The organism is Streptomyces endophyticus, assembly GCF_035798155.1.
GTDB lineage: Bacteria > Actinomycetota > Actinomycetes > Streptomycetales > Streptomycetaceae > Streptomyces > Streptomyces endophyticus.
The window spans coordinates 171,328-194,489 of the sequence record NZ_JAOZYC010000093.1 but is presented as its reverse complement, the minus strand read 5'-3'; the positions used below and the strand labels follow the sequence as shown (position 1 = coordinate 194,489).

Annotated in this window: 19 protein-coding genes; 12 read left to right on the top strand and 7 right to left on the bottom strand. The window is 72.0% G+C overall.

What is annotated here, in order from left to right; all coding sequences use genetic code 11:
• Nucleotides 1-269 precede the first annotated feature (269 nt).
• Entirely contained in the window at nucleotides 270-728 is a 459-nt protein-coding gene (locus OKJ99_RS12480; RefSeq protein ID WP_326016102.1) for an ATP-binding protein, read from the top strand.
• A 94-nt stretch (nucleotides 729-822) separates the two neighbouring features.
• Nucleotides 823-1,200 carry a recombinase family protein gene (locus OKJ99_RS12475; protein WP_326016101.1) on the top strand — a complete coding sequence of 126 codons (378 nt, stop codon included), beginning with the start codon at nucleotides 823-825 and terminating at the stop codon, nucleotides 1,198-1,200.
• Here OKJ99_RS12475 and OKJ99_RS12470 read toward each other — a convergent pair.
• Both OKJ99_RS12470 and OKJ99_RS12465 read right to left on the bottom strand, forming a co-directional pair.
• Nucleotides 1,175-2,344, bottom strand: coding sequence for an acyl-CoA dehydrogenase family protein (locus OKJ99_RS12470; protein ID WP_326016100.1), 1,170 nt, complete (start codon nucleotides 2,342-2,344; stop codon nucleotides 1,175-1,177). The genes OKJ99_RS12475 and OKJ99_RS12470 overlap by 26 nt on opposite strands.
• A gap of 77 nt (nucleotides 2,345-2,421) precedes the next feature.
• On the bottom strand, nucleotides 2,422-3,636 hold the full coding sequence (locus OKJ99_RS12465) for a CaiB/BaiF CoA transferase family protein (protein WP_326016099.1): 1,215 nt from the start codon (nucleotides 3,634-3,636) through the stop codon (nucleotides 2,422-2,424).
• A gap of 143 nt (nucleotides 3,637-3,779) precedes the next feature.
• On the opposite strand from OKJ99_RS12465, the gene OKJ99_RS12460 reads away from it, so the two are divergent.
• The 5 genes from OKJ99_RS12460 to OKJ99_RS12440 all read left to right on the top strand — a co-directional run bounded on the left by OKJ99_RS12460 (nucleotide 3,780) and on the right by OKJ99_RS12440 (nucleotide 8,928).
• Nucleotides 3,780-4,760, top strand: coding sequence for a LysR family transcriptional regulator (locus OKJ99_RS12460; protein ID WP_326016098.1), 981 nt, complete (start codon nucleotides 3,780-3,782; stop codon nucleotides 4,758-4,760).
• Between the two features lie 49 nt (nucleotides 4,761-4,809).
• Nucleotides 4,810-5,625, top strand: coding sequence for an alpha/beta fold hydrolase (locus OKJ99_RS12455; protein WP_326016097.1), 816 nt, complete (start codon nucleotides 4,810-4,812; stop codon nucleotides 5,623-5,625).
• Between the two features lie 173 nt (nucleotides 5,626-5,798).
• On the top strand, nucleotides 5,799-7,148 hold the full coding sequence (locus OKJ99_RS12450) for an MFS transporter (protein WP_326016096.1): 1,350 nt from the start codon (nucleotides 5,799-5,801) through the stop codon (nucleotides 7,146-7,148).
• 44 nt (nucleotides 7,149-7,192) lie between these two features.
• Nucleotides 7,193-8,077 (top strand): hypothetical protein, encoded by an 885-nt coding sequence (locus tag OKJ99_RS12445; protein ID WP_326016095.1) that lies wholly within the window; start codon nucleotides 7,193-7,195, stop codon nucleotides 8,075-8,077.
• Entirely contained in the window at nucleotides 8,074-8,928 is an 855-nt protein-coding gene (locus tag OKJ99_RS12440) for an HpcH/HpaI aldolase/citrate lyase family protein (protein ID WP_326016094.1), read from the top strand. Before OKJ99_RS12445 ends, OKJ99_RS12440 begins: the two co-directional genes overlap by 4 nt.
• Before the next feature lies 1 nt (nucleotide 8,929).
• Here the strand turns inward: OKJ99_RS12440 and OKJ99_RS12435 are convergent, their stop codons facing one another.
• Entirely contained in the window at nucleotides 8,930-10,405 is a 1,476-nt protein-coding gene (locus OKJ99_RS12435; RefSeq protein ID WP_326016093.1) for a DUF6056 family protein, read from the bottom strand.
• A gap of 159 nt (nucleotides 10,406-10,564) precedes the next feature.
• On the opposite strand from OKJ99_RS12435, the gene OKJ99_RS12430 reads away from it, so the two are divergent.
• The gene (locus OKJ99_RS12430) at nucleotides 10,565-12,049 is read left to right on the top strand and encodes a glycosyltransferase (protein ID WP_326016092.1); all 1,485 of its coding nucleotides are present in this window, start codon (nucleotides 10,565-10,567) and stop codon (nucleotides 12,047-12,049) included.
• Nucleotides 12,050-12,123: 74 nt separating this feature from the next.
• Complete coding sequence (locus OKJ99_RS12425; RefSeq protein ID WP_326016091.1) at nucleotides 12,124-14,205, top strand: PIG-L family deacetylase; 2,082 nt, start codon at nucleotides 12,124-12,126, stop codon at nucleotides 14,203-14,205.
• A gap of 18 nt (nucleotides 14,206-14,223) precedes the next feature.
• Here OKJ99_RS12425 and OKJ99_RS12420 read toward each other — a convergent pair whose 3' ends face one another.
• Both OKJ99_RS12420 and OKJ99_RS12415 read right to left on the bottom strand, forming a co-directional pair.
• Entirely contained in the window at nucleotides 14,224-15,690 is a 1,467-nt protein-coding gene (locus OKJ99_RS12420) for a sensor histidine kinase (protein ID WP_326016090.1), read from the bottom strand.
• A 1-nt stretch (nucleotide 15,691) separates the two neighbouring features.
• The gene (locus OKJ99_RS12415; protein ID WP_326016241.1) at nucleotides 15,692-16,369 is read right to left on the bottom strand and encodes a response regulator transcription factor; all 678 of its coding nucleotides are present in this window, start codon (nucleotides 16,367-16,369) and stop codon (nucleotides 15,692-15,694) included.
• Between the two features lie 245 nt (nucleotides 16,370-16,614).
• Here OKJ99_RS12415 and OKJ99_RS12410 point away from each other — a divergent pair, with 245 nt between their 5' ends.
• Complete coding sequence (locus OKJ99_RS12410; protein WP_326016089.1) at nucleotides 16,615-17,922, top strand: glycosyltransferase family 4 protein; 1,308 nt, start codon at nucleotides 16,615-16,617, stop codon at nucleotides 17,920-17,922.
• Nucleotides 17,923-18,066: 144 nt separating this feature from the next.
• Here OKJ99_RS12410 and OKJ99_RS12405 read toward each other — a convergent pair whose 3' ends face one another.
• A complete protein-coding gene (locus OKJ99_RS12405; protein WP_326016088.1) occupies nucleotides 18,067-19,293 on the bottom strand; it encodes an alpha/beta hydrolase in 1,227 nt (408 codons plus the stop codon).
• 185 nt (nucleotides 19,294-19,478) lie between these two features.
• Here OKJ99_RS12405 and OKJ99_RS12400 point away from each other — a divergent pair, with 185 nt between their 5' ends.
• Together OKJ99_RS12400 and OKJ99_RS12395 are read left to right on the top strand one after the other, a co-directional pair.
• Entirely contained in the window at nucleotides 19,479-21,236 is a 1,758-nt protein-coding gene (locus OKJ99_RS12400) for a phosphatidylglycerol lysyltransferase domain-containing protein (RefSeq protein WP_326016087.1), read from the top strand.
• 102 nt (nucleotides 21,237-21,338) lie between these two features.
• A complete protein-coding gene (locus tag OKJ99_RS12395) occupies nucleotides 21,339-21,854 on the top strand; it encodes a DinB family protein (RefSeq protein WP_326016086.1) in 516 nt (171 codons plus the stop codon).
• A 25-nt stretch (nucleotides 21,855-21,879) separates the two neighbouring features.
• On the opposite strand, the gene OKJ99_RS12390 is transcribed toward OKJ99_RS12395, so the two are convergent.
• Entirely contained in the window at nucleotides 21,880-23,133 is a 1,254-nt protein-coding gene (locus tag OKJ99_RS12390) for an amidohydrolase (RefSeq protein ID WP_326016085.1), read from the bottom strand.
• Nucleotides 23,134-23,162: the final 29 nt, after the last annotated feature.

The window sequence follows — 23,162 nt, the reverse complement described above, 5'->3', positions numbered from 1 at the left end:
TATTGACGACGCCAGGGTGATAGACGCCTTTCTGAAATTATCAGGGAGTCGGTTGCAGCGTGAGCGTGATCACGCGCATAGTTGCACTGTGAGCGGTCACGGCACGGCTCTGACGCAGCATCCGGCCCGGAGGGGGCGCGGGATGCTGATGCCGACGTCGGCGCCCCAACGCCGGGCGCCCGCCCGGGTCCGTGCCTCTCACAGCTCGAGCTGTAGCCCGCACCCCCACACCGCGCCCGCCCCGCGGAAGGCACTGGAAGGCGACATTCGTGACACTCCCCACGCCCCTGGCACCGGCTCCGTCCCCGGCCTTAGCCACCACCGCGCCCGGCCGGGAGTACTGGTTCGGCCTGCCCGCGCTGCGCACGAGCGCGAGATCCGCCCGCGACACCGTGCGCGAGCGGCTCCGGTCCTGGGAAGTGCCCGGCGACACCTGTTGCGACGCGGTGCTGCTCGTGTCCGAGCTGACGACGAACGCGCTGCTGCACACCGGCAGCGATCAGGTCCTGTGCGGCCTCACACTGACCGGCGACGAGCGCAGCCTGCGCATCGAACTCCACGACGACGGCCCCACTCCGGTCCGGCCGCCGGAGCACCGTGCCGGACCCGGCGACGAGGGCGGGCGGGGCCTGTTCCTCGTCCAGCAGCTGGCGGACCGCTGGGGCTCCGCGCGCTCGACGCGGGGCGAAGGGAAGGTCGTCTGGGCCGAGTTGACGGCCTTCTCCTGAGCCCATGGAGACCCGCAGGGGCCGCACGGCCCCGCTCTTTCACCTTCGCGCGGCGAGGAATCCATTCTCCTCGATCCATCTACAGGAGGCGCCCATGACCCCCCACTGCGACACCGCTTCACCCGCCGTGCTGTACGTATGTGCCGACCGGGCCCCGGGCGCGTCCGGGACGGCCACGCAGTGCGCGCAGACGGAAGGCCGCGCGTTCGCCCAGGAACGGGGCCTGACGATCGCCGAGGTCGTCACCGACACCTACGGTGAGCCGGACCCGGCCCGGCGCACCGGCTGGCGCCGGGTGCGACAGCTCGTCCAGACCGGAGACGTCACCGCGGTCCTCGTCCGCTGGCCCTGCGCCATCGCCCCGGAGTCCGCGCACGAACTCCGGCACCGGGAGACCAGCTGGCTCCGGGACCACGGCGTGCGCGTCCGCTACACCTGGGCGCCGCTCACGCGTCCAGGCCCCCTCGCTTGACGAGCTGAGCCGCGATCACGTTCCGCTGGATCTCGTTCGTCCCCTCGCCGACGATCATCAGCGGCGCGTCGCGGAAGTAGCGTTCGACGTCGTACTCGGTGGAGTAGCCGTAACCGCCGTGGATGCGGACGGCGTTGAGGGCGATCTCCATCGCCGTCTCGGACGCGAACAGCTTCGCCATCCCCGCCTCCATGTCGACCCGACGGCCCGCGTCGTACTCCCGGGCCGCGTGCAGGGTCAGCTGGCGGGCCGCGGTGAGCTTGGTGGCCATGTCGGCGAGGTAGTGGCCGATCGCCTGGTGCTGCCAGATCGGCTTGCCGAACGACTCCCGCTCCTGCGCGTAGGCGAGCGAGTCCTCCAGGGCGGCACGGCCGACGCCGAGGGCGCGCGAGGCGACCTGCAGACGGCCGGTCTCCAGGCCCTTCATCATCTGGCCGAAGCCCTTGCCCTCCGTCCCGCCGAGGACGCTGCCGGCGGCGGCGACGTACCCGTCGAAGGACAGCTCGCAGCTCTCGACCCCCTTGTAGCCCAGCTTGGGTAGGTCACGGGAGACGGTCAGGCCGGGACCGTGCTCGACGAGCAGGATCGAGATGCCCCGGTGGGTCGGCTCGGCGTCCGGATCGGTCTTGCACAGCAGGGCGATGAGGCCGGAGCGGCGCGAGTTCGTGATCCACGTCTTGGAGCCGTTCACGGCATACGTGCCGTCGTCCTGGCGGCGGGCCGTGGTGCGCATCGCCTGCAGGTCGCTGCCCCCGCCCGGCTCGGTCAGCGCCATCGTCGCGCGCAGCTCACCGGTCGCCATGCGGGGCAGATAGGCCGCCTTCTGCTCCTCGGTCCCGTAGAGGGTGAGCAGCTTGGCGACGACGGTGTGCCCGCCCATGGCGCCCGCGAGGCTCATCCAGCCGCGCGCGAGCTCCTCGGTGATCAGGACATAGGCGGGCATGGAGACCGGGGTGCCGCCGAACTCCTCGGGCACCGCGAGCCCGTAGATCCCCATCTCCTTCATCTGTTCGATGAGGGCTTCCGGATAGGTGTTGGAGTGGTCCAACTCCTGTGCGACCGGCTTGACGTGCTTGTCGACGAAGTCGTGCACGGTCTCGACGACGAACCGCTCGTCGGTGTCCAGGGCGTCCAGGGTGCTCACGGGGGCTTCTCCTCTGCTTGCTGTCTTGTCGCTGCGTAGATGTGTTGCTGTGTCGCTTTGCCCGGGGAGGCGGAGTCTCAGATCGCGCCCGCGGCGCGCAGGCTCGCGATCTGCTCGGGCGTGCGTCCCCGCTCGGCCAGCAGCCGTTCGGTGTGTTCGCCGAGGGCGGGGACCGGGTCCATCCGCGGGTCGATTCCGGCCAGATCGGCCGGGGGCCGCAGCGCCTGCACGGGGCCGCCGGGCGTGCCGACCTCGTGCCAGCGCCCACGCCCGGCGAGTACGGGGTGGTCGAGGAACTCGGCGACGTCGTTGACACCCGCGTTCGCGATGCCCGCCGCGTCGAGCGCCTCGGCGGCGTCCGCGCCGTCGCACTGCAGGAAGCGCTCGGCGATGAGGACGTTCAGCTCGTCACGGTGGCCGACGCGGGCGGAGCCGGTGGCGAAGCGCGGGTCCGCGGTCAACTCGGGCCGCTTGAGGAACTGTTCGCACAGCGCGCGCCACTCGCGTTCGTTCTGTACGGAGATCAGCACCTGCTTGCCGTCGCGTGCGGTGTAGGCGCCGTACGGGGCGATGGTGGCGTGCTGGGTGCCGATGCGTGGCGGCTGCGTTCCGCCGTAGCGGGTGTAGTTGGCGGGCTGGCCCATCCACTCGGCGAGCGCCTCGAACAGCGACACCTCCACGGCGTGCGCGACGCCCGTGGTGGCGCGGGTGAACAGGGCGGTGAGGACGCCGGTGTAGGCGTACATCCCGGCGGCGATGTCGGCGACCGACACACCCGCCCGCGCGGCCTCCTGCGCCGTGCCGGTGAGCGAGACCAGGCCGGTCTGGCACTGCACCAGCATGTCGTACGCCTTGCGGTCGGCCCAGGGCCCGCTGGTGCCGTATCCGGAGACGGTGCACGGGATCAGGCGCGGGTACTTCTCGGTCAGTGTGGCCGCGTCGAGGCCCAGACGGGCCGCGGCGCCGGGGCCCAGGTTCTGCACGAACACGTCGGCGTCCGCGAGGAGTTCGTCGAGGAGCTCGCGTCCGGCCGGTGACTTCACGTCCAGCGTCAGCGACTCCTTGCCGCGGTTCAGCCAGACGAAATAGCTGGACTCGCCGTGCACCGTGGTGTCGTAGCGGCGGGCGAAGTCGCCGCCGTCGGGTCGCTCCACCTTGATGACGCGGGCGCCGAGGTCGGCCAGCTGGCGCGTGGCGAAGGGAGCGGCCACGGCCTGTTCGAGGCTGACGACGGTGATCCCGGACAGCGGTTGCTGTGGCGGAGCGGCGGCACGGTCGGTCGTCCCGGTCATGCGGTGACCTCCAGGAGCGGGGGGTGGTCAGGTGGTGTGCACGGGGTGGCCGGCAGGCGGCCGTTCCGCGACGACTGACATCATGGGTCTTCATGGCAATGCTCGGGAAATAGCAAATCGTGATGCCGCCATGCGCGGCGCGGATGACAGGCGAGGGGTGGGACGCGGTGGACATCAAACAGCTCAAGGCGCTGGTGACGGTGGCCGAGGTGGGCAGTGTCACGCGGGCCGCGACGGTCCTGCACCTGGTGCAGCCCGCCGTCACCCGCCAGATCCGCACCCTGGAGGAGGAGTTGGGCGTCCCCCTCTTCGAGAGGACCCGGCAGGGGATGCGGCCGACCGAGGCCGGGGCGGCCGTCGTGGAGCGGGCCCGGCGGGCGCTGCACGAACTGGAGCGGGCCCGCGCCGAGGTGCGGCCCACACCCGGTGAGGTGTCCGGCATCGTGACCGTCGGCCTGCTGGAGAGCACCCTCGGACTGCTCGCGGAACCACTGGTGACGGCCATGCGCGAGGCCCATCCGGGGGTGCAGCTGCGCGTGATGACCGCGTACTCGGGCCATCTGCAGCAGTGGCTCGACGACGGTGACCTCGATCTGTCGCTGCTCTACAACCTCGACCGCGCGCCCTCCCTGAACGTACGGCCCCTGGTGCGTGAGCGGCTGTGGGTGGCGGCCCCGCCGTCGGCCGGGCTCCGCGCCGAGCGCCCCGTTCCGTTCGCCGAGGTGGCGGCGCGCCCGCTGGTGATGCCGACGTCCGGGCACGCGCTGCGCGCGCTCATCGAGTCGGCGGCGGCCCGCGCCGGTGTCCGCATCGAGGTGGCGGCCCAGACCAACTCGATGCCCGTACAGAAGCAGCTCGCACGGGCCGGCCACGGCTGGACGGTGCTGCCCGGTGTGGGCATCGCCGAGGACGTCGCGGCGGGGCAGCTCAGCGCCGCTCCGCTGTGCGAGCCCGCGGCGTGGCGCTCCATCGTGCTGGGCACGCCCCGCACCGGGCGCACGCCGCCCGCCGTGAACGTCGTCGCGCAGGAGCTGGTGCGCCAGGTCAACGCCGCCGTCCGGGACGGCAGATGGCCGTCGGCGCGGCTTCCGGAGACGGAGGGCGAGGACGGGTCGGATGAATGAGAAGGGGAGGGCGAGGACACCGGAGATGAGTGAGACAGAGGATCCAGGGATGAGTCAGAACGTGCACACCGAAGAAGCCACCACCACGGCCGCCGACGGCACCGTCCTCGCGTACCAGACGCGCGGCACCGGACACCCGCTCGTGCTGCTGGCCGGGCAGGCCAACAGTCACCACTGGTGGGACGCGGTGCGCGACGACTTCCACTCCAGGCGTCGCACCATCACCGTCGACTACCGGGGCACGGGCGCCAGTGGGAAGCCGGAAGCCCTGGAGGGCTACTCCACCTGGCAGTTCGCGGACGACGTGATCGCCGTGCTCGACGCGCTGGGCATCGAGCGCGCCGACCTGTACGGCACCTCCATGGGCGGGCGCGTCGCGCAATGGGTCGCCGCCCGCCACCCCGAGCGGATCCGGCGGCTCGTCCTCGGCTGCACCTCACCCGGCGGGCCGCACGCGGTGGAGCGCGACGCACAGGTGCGGCACGCGCTGACCCGGACCGAACCGGGCGCCGCCGAGGAGGCGCTGACCGACCTCATGTACACACCCGCCTTCCGGGCCGCCCACCCCGGCCCGTACGGCACGCTCGGCGACCCCGGCATGCCGCCGCACGCCCGCCGCGGACACCTGCGCGCCAGCAGCGGGCACGACGCATGGGACGCACTGGCGCACATCATGGCGCCCACCCTCGTCCTCCACGGCGACCAGGACCGGCTCACGCCGCCGGACAACGTGCCGCTGCTCGCCTCCCGCATCCCCGACGTCACGACGCGACTGTTCCCCGGCGCGCGCCACGCGTACTTCGAGGAGTGCCGGACGGAGGCCGGGACGATGGTTCTCGACTTTCTCAGCGGGGCCCCGCTGTAGGGGCCCCGCTGTAGAGGCACGGGTGCGGATCCGCTTCCGGACGCCCATGCGCGCGACGCATGGGCACATCACCATTTTCTATTGTTCCGCATCCCGCATCAGCGCTCATGATGAGTGGCGTTTTGAGCCGCCCGACCACCTCGTATCGAGCACTGAGTACGGAGACGCCACGGATGAGTAAGACACCAGCCTCCAGCCCACCCTCCCGCGTCACGGCGAACGTCGTGCGCGGCTGTCTGGGCAACCTCATCGAGTGGTACGACTGGTTCGCCTACGCCACCTTCAGCGTCTACTTCGCGCCGGTGTTCTTCCCCGAGGGCAGCCAGACCGCCCAACTCCTGTCCACCGCCGTGGTGTTCGCGGTCGGCTTCCTGATGCGCCCGCTCGGCGGCTGGCTGCTCGGCGCCTACGCGGACCGGTTCGGCCGACGGCGGGCGCTGACCCTCTCCGTGCTGCTGATGAGCGCCGGGTCCCTCGTCATCGCCCTGTCGCCGGGACACGACGTCATCGGCCTGTGGGCACCCGCCCTCCTCGTCGTGGCGCGCCTGGCCCAGGGCCTGTCCGTCGGCGGCGAGTTCGGCTCCAGCGCCTCGTACCTCTCCGAGGTGGCACCGAGCGGGCGGCGCGGCTTCTACTCCAGCTTCCAGTACGTGTCCATCGTGCTCGGCCAGCTCTCCGCGCTGCTCGTGGCGATCGTCCTGCAGAACACGCTCACCGAGGCCCAACTGGCGAGCTGGGGCTGGCGCATCCCGTTCGTCATCGGGGCGGTGGCCGGGCTCACCGTCATGTACCTGCGGCGCACCATGGAGGAGTCCGCGCACTTCCAGAAGGAGCAGGCCCGCGCCGCCGACGGTGAACGCAAGGGGCTCATCGCCCTGTTCAAGGAGTACCCGCGCCAACTGCTCGCCGTGTTCGGCCTCGCCATCGGCGGCACCGTCGCCTTCTACACGTACACCACCTACCTGCAGAAGTACCTCGTGAACACCGCGGGCATCCCCAAGTCGACCGTCACGGTCATCGGCTTCGCCGCCCTCTTCGTGTACATGCTGCTGCAGCCGCTGGTCGGCGCGCTGTCCGACCGGGTGGGCCGTCGCCCCGTCATGTTCGCCTTCTCGATCGGCTGCATGGTGCTCACGGTCCCGGTGATGACCTTCCTGGGACACACCAGCAACCCGTGGGTCGCCTTCCTCCTGATGACCCTCGCCCTCGCGTTCGTCACCGGGTACTCGGCGCTCGCCGCCATCGTCAAGGCTGAGATGTTCCCCACCAAGGTGCGCGCCCTGGGCGTCGGCCTCCCGCACGCCCTCGTCACCGCCACCTTCGGCGGACTGACCGAGCCGATCGCGCTGGCCCTCAAGCAGAACGGCCACGAGACCGTGTTCTTCTGGTACGTCACCGGTTGCGTCGGCCTCACGCTGCTGGCCACGCTCCTCGTGCGCGAGCCGTCCCGCGACTCCCGGCTGGAGAGCGACCTGGACGCCACGGTCACCCCCGCCAAGCCCTCCGCCACGACCCCCGCGTGACACCCTCCCCTCAACGGAAGCCTCAACGGAAGGCAAGCCCCACCATGGAACCCGCCGCCTCCACACCGTCCCTCGGCTCCTACGTGGAGTCCTGGGCGCCCGCCGCGACGACGGACGAGGACGCCCTGCCCCCGGGCCCGGCCGCCGCCCTCTCGGCCGTCCTCGACCTGCCCGAACCGGCCGCGAAGGCGGGTGACCGGCTGCCTCCGCTGTGGCAGTGGCTGTACTTCCTGGAGTGGCCCGCACAGAGCGAACTCGGCCCCGACGGACACCTCAGTGACGCCCGCTTCCTGCCGCCGATCCCCGACCGGCAGCGCATGTTCGCGGGCGGCCGCGTGCGCGTCGAGGAGCCGCTGCGCCTCGGTGAGCCGGCCGAACGCGTCTGCGGCCTCGCCTCCGTCACGCCCAAGAGCGGCCGCAGCGGCGAACTGCTCTTCGTCACCGAACGCCGCGAGTTCCGCCAGGCGGGCCGCACCTGCCTCGTCGAGGAACAGGACATCGTCTACCGCTCGGGCCGCAGCGCGGCGGCAGGACACCCCGCCACGGTCGACAGCACGGCCCTCCCGCACTCCGAGACCCCCTGGCAGCTGCGCGCCCAGCCCGACGAGCGGCAGCTGTTCCGGGTGAGCGCCCTGACCGCCAACGCCCACCGCATCCACTACGACGCCCCGTACTGCCGCGACGTCGAGGGCTACCCCGGTCTCGTCGTCCACGGCCCGCTGCTCGCTTTGCTGATGCTGGACCTGGTGCGCCGCAACTCACCGGAACGACAGGTGAGTTCGCTGACCTACCGCCTGCACCGCCCCGCCTTCGCCGGGGAACACCTGCTGGCCACCGGGACGCCGTCGGACGAGGGCCGGGGAGCCCAACTCGCCGTCGCCACCCACCGGGAGGCGCGGCACGCCTCCGCGGAGGTGACCTTCGTATGACGGACGCACCCGAGGTATCCGACGCGCCCGACGCGCCCGACGGCCGCGAGGCGATCGTCGCCGCCCGCAGTTTCCTCTTCGTCCCCGGTGACCGGCCCGACCGTTACGCCAAGGCGCACGCCTCCGGCGCCGACCTCGTCATCATCGACCTGGAGGACGCGGTCGCCCCGGCGGACAAGGACGCGGCCCGTGCGCATGTCGCCGCCTGGCTGGCCGCGGGGCACCGGCCGGTCGTGCGCGTCAACGCACCCGGCACCCCCTGGTCCGAGGCCGACCTGGCCATGGCGGCGGAGCACGGCTGCCCGGTGATGGTGCCCAAGTCCGAGGATCCGGCGGCCCTTTCGGAGATCGCGGCGCGTACGGCGGGCCGCTGCCCGCTCATCGCGCTCATTGAGACGGCGCGCGGGGTGCTGCGCGCCCACGAGGTGAGCGAGGCGCCGGGTGTGGTGCGCCTCGCCTTCGGCAACGTGGACCTCGCCGCCGATCTCGGTGTCGCGCACGACGACCACCTCGCGCTGGCGCACGCCCGCTCCCAGGTGGTGCTCGCGGCCGCGGCGGCCGGCCTGTGCCCGCCGGTCGACGGAGTCACCACTGCCGTACGGGACGCCGACGCGCTCACCGGCGACGTCACGCACGGCCGTCGCCTCGGCTTCGCCGGCAAGCTGTGCATCCACCCGGCGCAACTCCCCACCGTGGCCTCGGGATTCGCGCCCACCGACGCCGAACTGGCCTGGGCGAAGTCCGTACTTGCCGCGGGTGGCGCCGTCACCACCGTCGACGGCCAGATGGTCGACAAGCCCGTCCTGGAACGGGCCCGACGCCTCCTGGCCCAGGCCGGCCGGACGGGCTGAGTCACGGCAGCTTGTGGGCCTGCTTGATGTGTTCGACGCCGTAGTAGGTGGCGATGCAGGAAGCGGGCCACTTCGCCTTCCCGCCGTGGCGGAACGGCTCGGTCATCCTGCTCTGGGGGAGCCGTTTGTACGGCAGGACCTGGGCGCCCGCCGCGGCCTGGCCGCGCATCCAGCGGTCCTGGCGGTCCCAGTCGCGGGCGTGGGTCTGCAGGGTGGCCCCGAGGCCCGCGAGGGATGCCGTCAGGGCGACGCAGACGACGGCGCACAGCACGCCCCCGGCGGCCAGGACCGGCGCCGTCCGCGACACCCGGCCCCGCACCGCGTGCCCGACGAGTACGCCGGCGAAGGCGAGGAGCAGGAGGTACAGCAGCAGGTAGTCGTTCCACAGCCGGGTCGACGACACCACGTGTTCCTTGAAGACGGGGTACGTGATGACCGTGCACACGTAGCCGGAGACGAGCAGCGCACCGGCACCCGCGACCAGGACCGGCACGGCCTTCCTTCCGGGCGCGACCCGGCCCGTGACGCCGGGGGACACCACGCCCACGACGACACCCACCACGACCGCTCCCAGGTACCACCAGGTGGTGAGCACGGTGGCGGCGATCTCGCCGAATCCGTGCAGGGCGCCGAGCAGCGAGTCGGGGGTGAACATCGTCGAGGCGTGCTTGCGCTCGCGTCGGCGCGAGGCGCCGGGGGAGGTGTACAGGATCAGCGTGCCGAGCACGAGGCTCGCGATGCCGGCCGTGCAGCACAGGCGGAGGAACCGCCGTCGTGCTCCCCGGAAGACATGTCCGCTGATGAGCAGCGCGCACGCCAGGACCGTCGCGGTGACGACGCTCGTCTCCTCCGAGACGAGCCCTAGGGACACCCCGGCGAGGACGACAATGCCCAGCGCGAGGAGCTTGCCCCGCCGCGACGTCGCCAGCAGCACCGGTACGGCCGCCGCGCAGGCGAACACCGGGGGCAGGGTGTGCGAGACGGAGGCGGCCGGCCAGTAGAACGTCTTGTACGTGTTGGGCGAGCCGAAGAGGAACAGGGCCGTCACCATGGACGCCGCCAGAAGCGGGACACACCAAGGGACCCGCAGCCGTGCGGCGCGCAGAACGGCGACCGCGAAGGCCCACAGGAGCGCGAGGACGAGCACGCCGCTGACCGGCGCGAACCACTGCTGGCCCGTCTCGCCGAAGCGCGCGTACGCCCACACCAGCACGGCGTTGACGATCCGTCCGTTGTCGTGGAGGTAGAACTTCTCCACTATCGCGGGCAGTCCGCCGTCGTGGACCACCGGCAGGAAGCACCAGTCGTCCCCGCCGGGACGTACCAGGCGCGCGTTCCATGCCGCGAAGGCGAACACGGCGAGCGGCAGAAGCGCGAGCAGCCCCAGCGGTGCGGCCGTCCGCCACCACGTCCTCCGTGATTCCGGAGCGGCACCGATGCGCTGGTCCAGAACGGCCTTCTCCGGCGCGTGCACCACAGGCTGCCCCCATTCCCAATGAGTGTCGGACAAAAAAGATAACGCGGCACGGGTGGCTCGTGGCGCGTTCGGCCCTGCCTTCTTACCGTTGTCTTGACCAGATGCGTCATGGTGGTGGCCGAGACGGAAATCCCGGAAACACACGTGCTGGGGCAGCGAATGGAAACGTGTCAGATCTCAGTTGTTGTGCCGTGCTTCAACGAGGAAGAAGTGATCAACACATTTCACTGTGCGTTGATGGAAGTCCTGGAAGGGACGGGGTGCTCCTTCGAGATCTGTTACGTCGACGACGGGAGCCGCGACACCACCCGTGCCCAACTGCGCGCCCTGGCCGCCCAGGACAAGCGTGTTCGCTTCACGTCCTTCAGCCGGAATTTCGGCAAGGAACCGGCCATGCTCGCGGGGCTGCGAATGTCCCGCGGCGCGGCCGTGGCCCTCATGGACGCCGATCTGCAGCACCCTCCGGGGCTCCTGTACCGGATGCTGGAACTGCGCCGGCACGGCTACGACCAGGTCGTCGCCCGCAGGGACCGCTCCGGCGAGGGACTGCTGCGCAGGACCGCGAGTTCGGCGTACTACCAGGCCATGGGGCGCTGCATGGACGTGGATGTCGTCGACGGGGAGGGGGACTTCCGGCTGCTGTCGCGCCGCGCGGTGGACGCGGTGCTCTCCCTGCCGGAGGCCAACCGGTTCTCGAAGGGAATCTTCTCCTGGATCGGCTTCGACACCGTCAGTTTCACCTATCACAATGTCAACCGCGCCGCGGGCCGGTCGAAATGGGGCGGTCGTCGCCTTCTCAACTACGGCATCGACGGACTGATCTCCTTCAACAGTCGTCCGCTGCGGCTTGTCATCTACGTGGGCCTTGGACTCGCTCTCGCGGCGTTCGCCTACGCGCTGTGGATCGCCGCCAATGTGGTCATGCACGGAGTGGACGTACCCGGATTCGCCACATTGCTGATCGCCATTGTCGCCCTGGGCGGAATCCAGCTCGCCACGCTCGGCGTGATCGGTGAATACGTCGGCCGGATCTACGGCGAGACAAAACGCCGTCCGCCCTATGTGGTGCGCGAGACCGAGGAGAGCCCGCGCCGGAGCGGCACCGTCCCCGCGCCCGGAACCGAGCGTCCCCTCACCGTGGACACGATCGTGCGGCCGAAGGAGCCGGTCCGGCAGACAGCCGGGCTGCGCACCTTGCGCCAGTTCGTCGTCTTCGGGCTGATCGGAATCGTCAACACCGCCGTGTATATGGCCGTGTACGTGTCCCTCAACCGTTGGGTCCCGTATCTGATCGCGCACGTCATCGGCTTCATGGTCAGCGTCGTCGGCTCCTTCCTGCTGAACAGCTACATCACCTGCCGCACGAAGCCGACCTGGCGGGGCTTCTTCCGCTTCCCCCTGTCGAGCCTCGTGAACATGGTGTTCAGCGGCGCGCTCCTCTACCTCGGCGTGCACTCCCTGGGGATGGACAAGAACATCACGGCGCTGGCCGCGGGTGTACTGGCCACGCCCCTGTCGTTCGTGATCGCCCGGTGGGCCATCAATTCCGGCAGCGCACAGGCCCGGCAGGCGGAGCCCAACTGGGCGCCGATGGCCGACAGTTCGGTCGACCTGTTGAGGCAGAAAGAGCACCAGAGTCAGTAGCGGGCACCATCGCTGGTAGAGGGCGTAGGGTGGACATGGTGGCTCACGAGGCGATGCGTGGTGCGCGAAATGCGGTGACGCGTCGACAGGTGCTCGCAGGGGGTGTCGGTGCTCTCGCGTCCGCTCTGGTCGTCGCGGGCGACTCGAGCGGGCGCGACGGGATCGCACCCGCGCCGGTCCGCGCCGTGAACCCGCGCGCGACCGGATCCTTCGCGGTGGCGGGCAGGAGCCTGCTGCTCCAGGTCATCGCCCACCCCGACGACGACCTGTTCTTCATGAACCCGCAGTGCCGTCAACTGCTGTCCTCCGGAGTGCCGGTGGTCACCGTCGTGGTCACGGCGGGTGACGCCACGGGCCGCAATCGCGCGCCCCACGAGCTCACGCCGGTGCTCTCCAACCGGGCGGGGTACTCCGGCGCCCGCCAGCAGGGCATGCGCCAGGCCTACGCCGAGATGCTGGGCCTGGACCGCTTCACCCGCTGGGAACGCTCGGTCCTGTCGCTGCCGCACGGAGTCGCGGCGGAGACGGACGGCCTCGCGGCGGGGGACCGCAGGGCCCGGCTGATCTTCCTCAACATCGCCATGCGGTGCACCGGGGATGTGCGGCTGCCCGAGCTGTGGAACGTCCCCGGCGCGGTCATGCGCACCGTGACGGCGACCGACTCCCTGGTGTCACGGGCGTACACATACGACCATCCAACCCTGGTCGACGTCCTCGCCCGGCTCATGGACCACTACCGGCCCACCGTCATCCACACCCTGGATCCCGACCCGGACTACCAGGTGCACGACGCGGCCCACCCGAAGGGCAATGACCAGGCGCACTTCTCCGACCACCGGGACCACACCCCCACGGCCCTGTTCACGTGGAAGGCGATGTCCCAGTGGGTGGCCGACGCCGACCGGCGCGACGGCCACGCCCCGCGCTTCACGACCGTGGCCTACCGCGGCTACTACAACCAGCGCTGGCCGCACAACCTGCCGCCCGACGTGCTCGCGCGGAAGGTCCGCTACATCGCCGCGTACGGAGGCAGCCCGCGGTGGGCGTGCGAGGACCCCGCCGGCTGCGGCGACTACAGCCAGGGCGGCAGCCACGCGCTGACCAGCCACAAGGGGTGGGCGCGCAGCACCCATCCGCGCTACCCGGGCGCGTCGCCCGCACCCGCCACCGACCGCCTCGGCCGGATCGTCGCCTACGGAGTGCTCGGCACCCAGGCCGTCAGGTGGCGCGAGACCGCCCCCGGCAGCGGGCGCTTCGGCGCCCCGGCCAACCTCGGCGGCGGACCGCTGGCCCCGAGCCTTTCCGTCGTGACGGATGCCGCCGCCCGGCACGTGATCCTCGGGCTGCGCTTCTCCGCGCTGGAGGGCCAGGGGCGCGCCGACACCCGGGAGATCGTGGTCCTGGAACAGCGCCGGGCCGGTGGGCCGTTCGCGCCGTGGCTCCCTCTCGGCGCCCCCGACCTCGGCCCGGAGCGGGCGCGGCGGGTCGGCTGCCCGGTCGCCGTGGCCGCGCCGGACCGTCGGATCCACCTCTTCGTACGGACCGCCGCGCAGGGACTGGCCACGCGCGTCCGTGAACCCTCCGGCCTGTGGGGGCCCTGGCGCCTGCTGGGCGGGCGGCAGGTGCAGGACGGACCGACCGTCGTCCTTGACCGGGCGGGACGCATCCATGTGTACGCCGCCGGGCGCGACACCGTGCACCACTGGGCGCAGGACCACGTGGGCGGCCCGGTCACCCACCGCCCGCCGACGGCGCTGCCGACCCCGGACGGCCCGCCAGCCGCCGTCCCGCTGCCGGACGGACGCATCGCGCTGATCTACCGCACCCCGGCCGCGACCGCGCCGTTCGCCTACGGCACCGGGCCCGGTGAAGTCGGCGTCCTCCAGCCGCACTTCACCGGTTACGGGGCCATCGGCGCGCATCTGGGCACAGGGCCGACGGGAAGGGTGACGCCGGTGCTGCTGGGCCTGACCGACGACGGCCGCGCACAGATCCAGTACGGAACGTCGGGTGACACCTCTCCGCTGACCGCGCCGGGCCGCCCGGCCCCCGTGGGTGTGCCGTCCCTGCTGGCCGGGCGCGGTCACCCCGTGGCCGTGGTGGCAATGTCACCCGACGCGACCCCCTGGATCTGGCGGCCCGCTGCCCTGGTGTGACGACCGGCCCGTCACGGCTCAGTCGGAGACCGCCTCGCGGGCCGTGAAGCCGATCACCGCTCCGCCGCCGTCCCGCCGCGCCGCGAACGGCACGCCGCCGTGGGCCGCCGCCACCTCCCGCACGATGGAGAGACCGAGGCCCGAGCCGGGGCTGCTGCGGGCGGCCGGGGCCCGGTAGAAGCGGTCGAAGATGCGCTCCGTGTCGACCTCTTCGAGGCCGGGGCCCCGGTCGAGGACCTCCACGCGGACCCCGGCGCCCGGGATGCGGGTGACGGTGATCTCGATCGGGGCGGTGCCGTCGGTGTCGAACTTGGCGGCGTTCTCCACCAGGTTGGTCAGGGCGCGCTGAAGCTGGGTGGGGCGGCCCGTGATGGTGGTGTCCGGATCGGCGCGGACCGTGACGGTGCGGCCGGTGCGGCGGCGGGCCAGGACGGCGACATCCTCGGCGACCTCGGCGAGCGACACCTCGACGGGCGCCTCGTCGTCCTGGTGGCCCGCCGCGAGGTTCACCAACTCGTTGACCAGATCGGTCAGTTCGCGGGACTCGTCGGTGAGGTCGGCCACCAGCTCGGCGCGGGACGCCGGCGGGAGCTCGTCGATGCGGCGCAGCAGGGAGATGTTCGTGCGCAGCGAGGTGAGCGGTGTGCGTAGTTCGTGGCCCGCGTCCTGGGCCAGGCGGCGCTGGTCCTCCTTGGAACGGGCGAGCCGGCCCAGCATCCGGTCGAAGGAGCGGCCCATGCTGCCCACTTCGTCGCGGTCGGTGACCGGGACCGCGACATCGAGCCGCCCGGTCGACGCCACGCGTTCGGCGGTCTCGGCGAGGCGGACGAGGCGTGAGGTGATGCGGCGCGCCAGCCACCAGCCGAACAGGCCGGCCGCGAGGACGACCGCGGCCGCGACCAGCAGCGTGCGCTTCTGCAGCTCCCGCAGCAGGTCCTCGGTGTCACTGAACTCCTGCGCCACCTGGACCGCGCCGCGCCCGTCGCCGAGCGCGACGGTGGCCATCCGGTACTCGTCGTCGCCGACCGGCACGTCGTCGTCCTCGGCGTGGGTGCCGGCGGTGTCCGCGTCGGCGATCCGGCGGGCGTCGGCGTCGACCGGGAGCGGCGGGCTGCCCTTGTCGATCATCGTGCCGCCGGGGCCGAGGACCTGGACGTCGGTGCCGACCGGGCGGGTCAGGTCGTCGCGCGGGCCGTCGTGGTCAGGGTCGGCGGAGGTGAAGTCATCGGGACTGAGCGCCTGCTGGCGCACCTGGGAGCGCAGGTCGTGCACGACCTCGTCGAACACGGCCTCCTGGTCGACGCGGACGAGCCGGGCGGCGGAGTCGTAGGACAGGACGCCGACCAGCGCGGTGACACCGGCCGCGACGAGGGCGAACGCTATGGCGAGGGTCGTGCGCAGGCTGCGGGTCCGCCACCGCCGGGGACGCCGGCCGTCGGGCGCGGACGTCTCCCCGCCGCTCCCGGCGGCCTCGCGGTCCCGCATCTCATGCCTCCCGCAGGACGTATCCGACGCCCCGGACGGTGTGGATGAGGGGCGGGCCCTCGGGCTCGTCGACCTTGCGGCGCAGATAGCCGACGTAGACGGCGAGGTTCTTGGAGCCGGGTCCGAAGTCGTAGCCCCAGATGCGGTCGTAGATGGTGGTGTGGTCGAGGACGATGCCGCTGTTGCGGGCGAGGAGTTCGAGGAGGTCGAACTCGGTGCGGGTGAGTTCGAGTTCGCGGCTGCCGCGCCAGGCACGACGGGCGGCGGGGTCGATGCGCAGGTCGGCGGCGGTGATCCGGTGGTCGGCCGGTTCGTCGGGGGCGGGGGCGGTGCGGCGCAGGAGGGCGCGCAGGCGGGCGAAGACCTCTTCCACGTCGAAGGGTTTGGCGACGTAGTCGTCGGCCCCGGCGTCGAGTCCCGCGATCCGGTCGGGGGTCTCGACGAGGGCGGTGAGCATGAGGATGGGGGTGCGGTCGCCCTCGGCGCGCAGGACGCGGCAGACCTGGAGGCCGTCGATGCCGGGCATCATCACGTCCAGGACGAGGATGTCGGGGCGGGCGCGGTGCGCGGCGGCCAGGGCCTCGACGCCGTCGGCCACGGCGGTGACGGTGTAGCCCTCCAGGGTCAGGGCGCGCTCCAGGGCGTGCCGGATCGCCCGGTCGTCCTCGGCGAGCAGCACCGCGGGCGCGGGCGCCGCGGACGACGGGGCGGCTGGTGAAACGGCTCGTTGCGACACATGCCCCAGTCTGCCCCCGTGGCCTGCCCGGATCGACCGCTCGGCCGCCGACCGGAGGGCTTCTTACCCGCCTCTCACCGGTGAGGGGCGGCTCCCTTACCCACGGCACGCACGCTGTCACCGATATCGAGGGATATCGGGGACGGTACGGGCCCGCATCGTGCGCCCGCCGAGGAAGGCATTTGCACATGAAGATCGCGTTCCTGCTGCACAACGCGTACGCCATAGGCGGAACGGTGCGCACCACGCTCAACCTCGCCGCCGCGCTCGTCGAGCACGGCGGCCACGAGGTGGAGATCGTCTCGATGTCCCGGCACCGGGCGAACCCCCGCTTCGCCGTCGACCCCCGGATCACCCTCGTACCGATGGTGGACACGCGGGCGGACAGCGAGGACACCCGTCTGGCCGCGTTCGGCAGCCCGGCGCGGGACTTCCCGGCCGCGGAGAAGCGCCACAAGCAGTACACGCTCCTGCACGACCAGCGCGTCCGGGAGTACCTGGAGGAGCACTGCGACGCGGATGTCGTCATCGGCACCCGGCCCGGCCTCAACGTGTACCTCGCCCTGTGGGGACCGAAGCGTGCGCTGCGGATCGCGCAGGAGCACCTGCGCCACGACGCGCACAGCAAGAAGCTGCGGGCCGTGCTGCGCCGCCACTACCGCTCGCTCGACGCGGTGGTGACGATGACGGAGGCGGACGCGCGGGTGTACCGGGAGCGGATGCCGCTGCCCGGCGTCGGCGTCCGGTGCGTGCCGAACATCGTGCCGTCGGTGCCCGTCCCGGCCTCGGACGGCACGTCGAAGGTCATCGCGGCGGCGGGCCGCCTCACCCCCGGCAAGCGCTTCGACCTGCTCCTGGAGGCATTCGCCGAGGTATCGGCGCGGGCACCGGGCTGGGAGCTGCGGATCTACGGTGCCGGGGGAGAGGACCAGCGGCTGCTCGAGCTGGTCGCCGCCCTCGGGCTGCGCGGCCGGGCCCGATTGATGGGCGCGGTCGCGCCGATAGAGCCGGAGTTCGCCCGTGCCTCCCTGGTGGTCAGCGCTTCGGACGCGGAGTCCTTCGGGATGACGCTGGTCGAGGCGATGCGCTGCGGCGTCCCCGTGGTCAGTACGGACGCGCCGCTGGGCCCCGGCGAGATCATCACGGACGGTGTCGACGGGCGCCTCGTCCCGGTCGGCGACGCGCGTGCGCTCGCCGCGGCGATGCTCGATCTGATCGGGGACGAGGCGGGCCGCAAGGAGATGAGCGCCGCCGCCCTGGAGTCCGCACACCGCTACGACCCCGAGCCGGTCGTGGCACGCTACGACACCCTCTTCGCGGACCTACGGGCCTCCCGGCACGCTCGCGCCTGGCAACGGTTCACGGCGCGCACGGCCAACTGGGCACGCAGGAAGGCCCGTTCCGCACGCGGTGTGTCGTCCGACGCGGACGGCACACCCCACGGCGGACGCCGTCGCGCCGGCACCCAGGGGGCGGCGCGACCCCGGCTGCCCTAGCAACTTCCCCTTAGCGACTTCCCTCAGCTGCTCGCCCCATTGAGCCCGCCCTCCCCCGCGTGCCGGTGGACGCGAGCAACCGCGGGGCGGGGGTGGGCCGACCTGTCGGTGGCGGTCCACCCCCGCCCCGCACCCGTGCCGGTGTCATCGCCCCCGTCCGGCCGCCTGTGCGGAGCCGTGCGGCGTCGATCCCGGCGTCGTGTGCCGCGTCGTGTCCTGGGGGAACGTCAGCTGCCTGCCCATCCACTCCATCGCCGGGCCGATCTCCCGCCGCCACGTCGTGAAGTGGTGGCTGCCGCGCGGCAGGATGACGCGCGCCGATGTCATCGGCGGCCCGACGGCCCCGAGGAACCGCATCGTCGGCCCGTAGTCGGGCTCGCCGTGGCGCGAGCTCGCCACCAGGACCGACACCCGCGGCACCGGCAGATGCCGCAGCCGCCACACCAGGTCGTGGCCCCGCTGCCGGCGCGCCCCGCGCGCCCCGGATCCGAAGAGGTTGCCCGTGGTCAGGTCCTCGCTCACCCGGTAGTCGGCGGACAGCGCGGCCGCGGACGTGTACACCTTCGGGTCGCGCAGGGCGAGTTGGAGGGCGCAGGAGCCACCGGAGGAGTAGCCGAGCGCGCCCCACGCACTCGGATCGTGCCCCACCCGGTAGGCCGACTCGAGCGCCTCGGGCAGGTCCTCGGTGAAGAACGTCTCCGCCCGCGGGCCGCCCGGCACGTCCACGCACTCGGTGTCGCGCGGCGGCGCGATCGTGGGACGCACCATCACCACCACGGTCGGCTGCATACGGCCCGAGGCCTCCAACCGGCCCGCGGTCTGCGGGACACGAAGAAACCGGGCGAGGTTCATGATGCCGCCCGGATAGCCGCTGATCGCCACGATCACCGGGAAGCGCTGCCGGTGGTACTGGTGCTGGAAGTACTGCGGCGGCAGGTACACGAATGCCGGGTTGACGGCATGGCTGCGCCGCCCGAGGATGCGCACCGACTCGACACGCCCCACCTTCCCGGGCGGCCCCGCGGGCAGCCCCCGCACCTGATCCAGGCCCTGCAGCCCGGCGGCCTGTACGAGACCGCCGTGGGACGCGTACACACGGCCCCCGCCGCCCGATTCCTCGACATGCCCGGGTGTGGTGGGTGGGTGGCCGAGCAGCTCGTCCCAGGAGCCGTAGAAGTCGAAGCGCGCGTTCACCAGGACCGCGCACGTGGCGAGCAGCGCCAGTTGAGTCACCGTGATGACCCCGAGCCGGCCGAGCACGGCCACCGGGCCGCGCCGCGCCAGCCGCGGCCAGAACCGCACCGTGAGCACCACGCACATGAGCGTCAGCAGTGCCGTCGTGTACTCCAGCGCCCGGCTCGTCAGGCCCATGCTTCCTCCACCTCTCGCGCCTCCCGCACCTCTCGACGAGGGCGCACGCAACCGCCGCCCCCGCGGCAGCCTCCACCGGGAAAGAGACCGTGACCGCGAGCCGGGTTGGCGGCGCCGCGCATTCTTACCCTCCTCCTCACCCGCCCTTACTCCGCTGGTGACCAGCAGGCCTACGCTCAGCGGCCGTGAAGCCACGCACCGCCGCCATCGCCGGTCACACCTGCCTGCTCATCGGGCTCGTCGACATCGCGACGGCCGTCTCCCCGCACATGCGCGCCAGCCGCATCGAACGCCTCGCGCCCTACGTTCCCGGCCTCACCGAGGACGTGGCGCGCGCCGCGGCCCTGGTCTCCGGCGTCCTCCTCGTCCTGCTCGCGCGCGGGCTGAGGCGCGGAAAACGGCGTGCGTGGGAGGCGGCCGTCGCGCTGCTCGCCGTGAGCGCGCTGGTGCAGGGGCTGCGCCACCACGCGTTCGTCGCGGCCACCGTCTCGGCGCTGCTGTGCGGCGGACTCGTGCTGCTGCGCGGCGAGTTCCGGGCTCTGAGCGACCCGCGCGGCCGGGCCCGAGCCCTGGGGAACCTGCTGCTGCTCGGCACCATCAGCGTCGGCCTCGGACTGCTCATCGTGGGTGTGCGCGCCGACCACGAGGCCGGGCAGGGCATCTCCTTCGTCGACCGGATCAAGCAGGTCGCGTACGGACTGGTGGGTATGGCGGGCCCGTTGACGTACGACAGCGACCGGATCGGCGACGCCGTCAGCGTGTCCCTGCTCGCCCTCGGGCTGCTCACCGCCTCGACGACGGTCTACCTGGCCCTGCGCCCCGTCCGGCTCGCACCGGGCGACGGCGACGCGCGGGTGCGCGCCCTCCTGGCGCGGGAGGGGCGGCGGGACTCGCTCGGCTACTTCGCGCTCCGCGGCGACAAGGCCGTCCAGTTCTCGGCCACCGGGAAGGCGGCCGTCGCCTACCGCGTCGTCTCCGGTGTCGCGGTCGTCGGCGGCGATCCCCTCGGCGATCCGGAGGCCTGGCCGGGAGCCATCAAGGAATTCCTCGACCGGTGCGCGCGGCACGCCTGGACACCGGCCGTCATGGGCTGCAGCGAACTGGGCGCCCAGATCTGGATGCGTGAAGGCGGCCTGAAGGCCCTGGAGTTGGGTGACGAGGCGATCGTCGACTGCGCCGGCTTCAGCCTCGCGGGCCGCGCCATGCGCAACGTACGCCAGATGGTCAACCGCATCGAGCGCGGCGGCTATTCATGCCGGGTGCGCCGCGTGCGCGAGCTGGCCGACGAGGAGAAGCAGCAGTTGCGGGAGGCCGCGGCGGCCTGGCGGGGGAGCGCCACCGAACGCGGATTCTCCATGGCACTCGGCCGGTTCGGCGACCCGGCCGACAGCGACTGCGTCGTCGTCACCGCCCACCAGCAGGACGCCGACGGCACCCAGCACGTCCGCGCGCTGCTGCACTTCGTGCCCTGGGGCGAGGACGGCCTCTCCCTCGACCTGATGCGCCGCGACCGCACGGCCGAACCCGGCCTCAACGAACTCCTCATCATCGCCGCGCTGCGCGCCGCCCCCGGCCTCGGCATCGCCCGTGTCTCGCTCAACTTCGCGGTGTTCCGGGCGGCGTTGGCGCGCGGCGAGCGGATCGGCGCGGGGCCGGTGCTCAAGGGGTGGCGGGGGCTGCTGGTCTTCCTGTCGCGCTGGTTCCAGATCGAGTCGCTGTACCGCTTCAACGCCAAGTTCCGCCCGCAGTGGCAGCCCCGCTTCGTCGTCTACCCGACCGCCCGCGACCTGCCCCGCATCGGCTGGGCGTGCCTGCAGGCCGAGGCGTTCGTGGTGCTGCCGAGGCCGGCGGAACGGCTGCGGCAGTGGACACACCACCGCTCCGCGGGGATGCGCGAAAGGGGCTCCTCGGCCGCCGACTGCCGGGGAGCCCCCTTTTGGTGACAGCGCCGAGGGGTCGTTGGGCGTTACATGCACGTGCTGCTTGCCGGCTCTCGCCGAAAACCTCAAGACATCCGGGAATCGGGCACGCTAGCGTCCATGGGCATGGCCCCTTCACTCGAACGCCCTCCGTTCCAGGCCGACGAGCGCACGGCGCTCATCGGATGGCTGGACCTCCAGCGGCGGATCCTGCGATGGAAGTGCGAAGGACTCAGCGAGGAGGACGCCCGCCGCAGCGTCGTCCCGACCTCCCCTGCGATGACGATGGCCGGCCTCATCGGCCATATGCGCTGGGTCGAACACACCTGGCTGGAAGTGCTGTTCCTCGGCGGCGACGAGACGGTGAACCCGTCCTTCGGCGAGTCGGACGAGGACGCCGACTGGCGCACCGACGGCGTCCCCCTCGAACAACTCCTGGTCGACTACGAGTCCCAGTGCACCCGCAGCAACGAGATCGTGGCCACGGCCTCCCTCGACGACCTCGGCCGCCACCCCAAGTACGGCGACGGCAAGATCGACCTCCGCTGGATGCTCATCCACCTCATCGAGGAGACCGGCCGACACGCGGGCCATGCGGACATCGTGCGGGAGCTGATCGACGGGGCGAAGGGCTACTACTAAGGCCGCTCAGGCCCCTTGCTCCGTGTCACGGCGTGTCCAGCCAGGTCAGCGCGGCGACGGTGAGCGCCTCCACGCCCGTGCTCAGGGTCGGCTCGATCAACGGCGCGAAGTGGGGGGAGTGGTTGGCCGGCAGGTCGTCGAGCTTGCCGGCCTGCAGCGCGGCGACGACCGTCGCGGTGTCGAGGCCGCCCCAGAACCAGAAGACGGTCGGCACGCCGATCGACTCGCCGAACACCCCCACGTCCTCGCTGGCGCTGACCGGCGGCATGGGCATGATGCGCTGCTCGCCGAAGTGCCCGACGAACGCCGCCAGCGTGGTGGCGGTGGCTTCCGGGTCGCTGACGAGGGCGGGCACGCTCCCGGTCCACGCGAGGTCGGGATCGCGCGTGGCACCGCCCGCCACCGCCTCGGCGCGGACCACGCGCTCGGTCGCCGAGCGCAAGAGATCGCGAGTGGACTGCGTGGTGGAGCGGATGTTGATGCCCAGTTCAGCCGCGTCGGGAATGATGTTGTCCTTGGTGCCGGCCTGCAGACGGCCCACCGTGACGACCGCCGTCTCGGCCGGGGGCACCTCGCGGGCGACGACACCTTGCAGCCGGGTCACCACGTGAGCGGCCATCAGGACCGGGTCGATGGCGGCCTCCGGGCGGGAGCCGTGCCCGCCGCGACCGTGCAGGGTGACATCGAGGGAGTCCGACGCGGCCATCACCGGCCCGCTGCCGTGACCGATGAACCCGGCGGGCAGCGGCCCCACATGCTGGCCCAGTACGACCTTCGGGGCGGGGAAGCGCTCGAACAGCCCGTCGTCGACCATGCCGCGGGCGCCGCACCCCAGCTCCTCCGCGGGCTGGAAGACCAGCAGCAGCGTGCCACGCCACTGCTCGCGCGCCCCGGCCAGCAGGGTCGCCGCCCCGATCAGACAGGCCGCGTGCATGTCGTGCCCGCACGCGTGCATCACCGGCACGTCCTTGCCCTCGCGGTCCACCGCGCGGGCGACGCTGGCGTAGGGCAGCCCGGTCTTCTCCTCCACCGGCAGCGCGTCGAAGTCGGCGCGCAGCATGACCACGGGGCCGTCGCCGTTGCGCACCACCCCGACCACGCCGGTCGTCCCGACGTGTTCGACTACCTCGTCGACGCCTGCGGCCCGCAGCCGCCGCGCGAGCACATCGGCCGACCGCTTCTCCTGCAGTGACAGCTCCGGGTGCTCGTGCAGGTCCCGGTAGAGATCGGCCAGGTCGTCCCGAATTCCCTCAAGCCCTGCGACAACCGCGTGCGTCATGATCCAACCTCTCCACTCCGTATGGTCGG

Excerpts from the sequence above, each read along its gene's own strand:
- OKJ99_RS12395 (WP_326016086.1), top strand. The coding sequence starts at position 21,339 with ATGGCCCCTTCACTCGAACGCCCTCCGTTCCAGGCCGACGAGCGCACG.
- OKJ99_RS12475 (WP_326016101.1), top strand. The coding sequence starts at position 823 with ATGACCCCCCACTGCGACACCGCTTCACCCGCCGTGCTGTACGTATGT.
- OKJ99_RS12445 (WP_326016095.1), top strand. The coding sequence starts at position 7,193 with ATGGAACCCGCCGCCTCCACACCGTCCCTCGGCTCCTACGTGGAGTCC.
- OKJ99_RS12440 (WP_326016094.1), top strand. The coding sequence starts at position 8,074 with ATGACGGACGCACCCGAGGTATCCGACGCGCCCGACGCGCCCGACGGC.
- OKJ99_RS12410 (WP_326016089.1), top strand. The coding sequence starts at position 16,615 with ATGAAGATCGCGTTCCTGCTGCACAACGCGTACGCCATAGGCGGAACG.
- OKJ99_RS12420 (WP_326016090.1), bottom strand. The coding sequence starts at position 15,690 with ATGCGGGACCGCGAGGCCGCCGGGAGCGGCGGGGAGACGTCCGCGCCC.
- OKJ99_RS12455 (WP_326016097.1), top strand. The coding sequence starts at position 4,810 with ATGAGTCAGAACGTGCACACCGAAGAAGCCACCACCACGGCCGCCGAC.
- OKJ99_RS12390 (WP_326016085.1), bottom strand. The coding sequence starts at position 23,133 with ATGACGCACGCGGTTGTCGCAGGGCTTGAGGGAATTCGGGACGACCTG.
- OKJ99_RS12460 (WP_326016098.1), top strand. The coding sequence starts at position 3,780 with ATGACAGGCGAGGGGTGGGACGCGGTGGACATCAAACAGCTCAAGGCG.
- OKJ99_RS12405 (WP_326016088.1), bottom strand. The coding sequence starts at position 19,293 with ATGGGCCTGACGAGCCGGGCGCTGGAGTACACGACGGCACTGCTGACG.
- OKJ99_RS12465 (WP_326016099.1), bottom strand. The coding sequence starts at position 3,636 with ATGACCGGGACGACCGACCGTGCCGCCGCTCCGCCACAGCAACCGCTG.
- OKJ99_RS12430 (WP_326016092.1), top strand. The coding sequence starts at position 10,565 with ATGGAAACGTGTCAGATCTCAGTTGTTGTGCCGTGCTTCAACGAGGAA.
- OKJ99_RS12450 (WP_326016096.1), top strand. The coding sequence starts at position 5,799 with ATGAGTAAGACACCAGCCTCCAGCCCACCCTCCCGCGTCACGGCGAAC.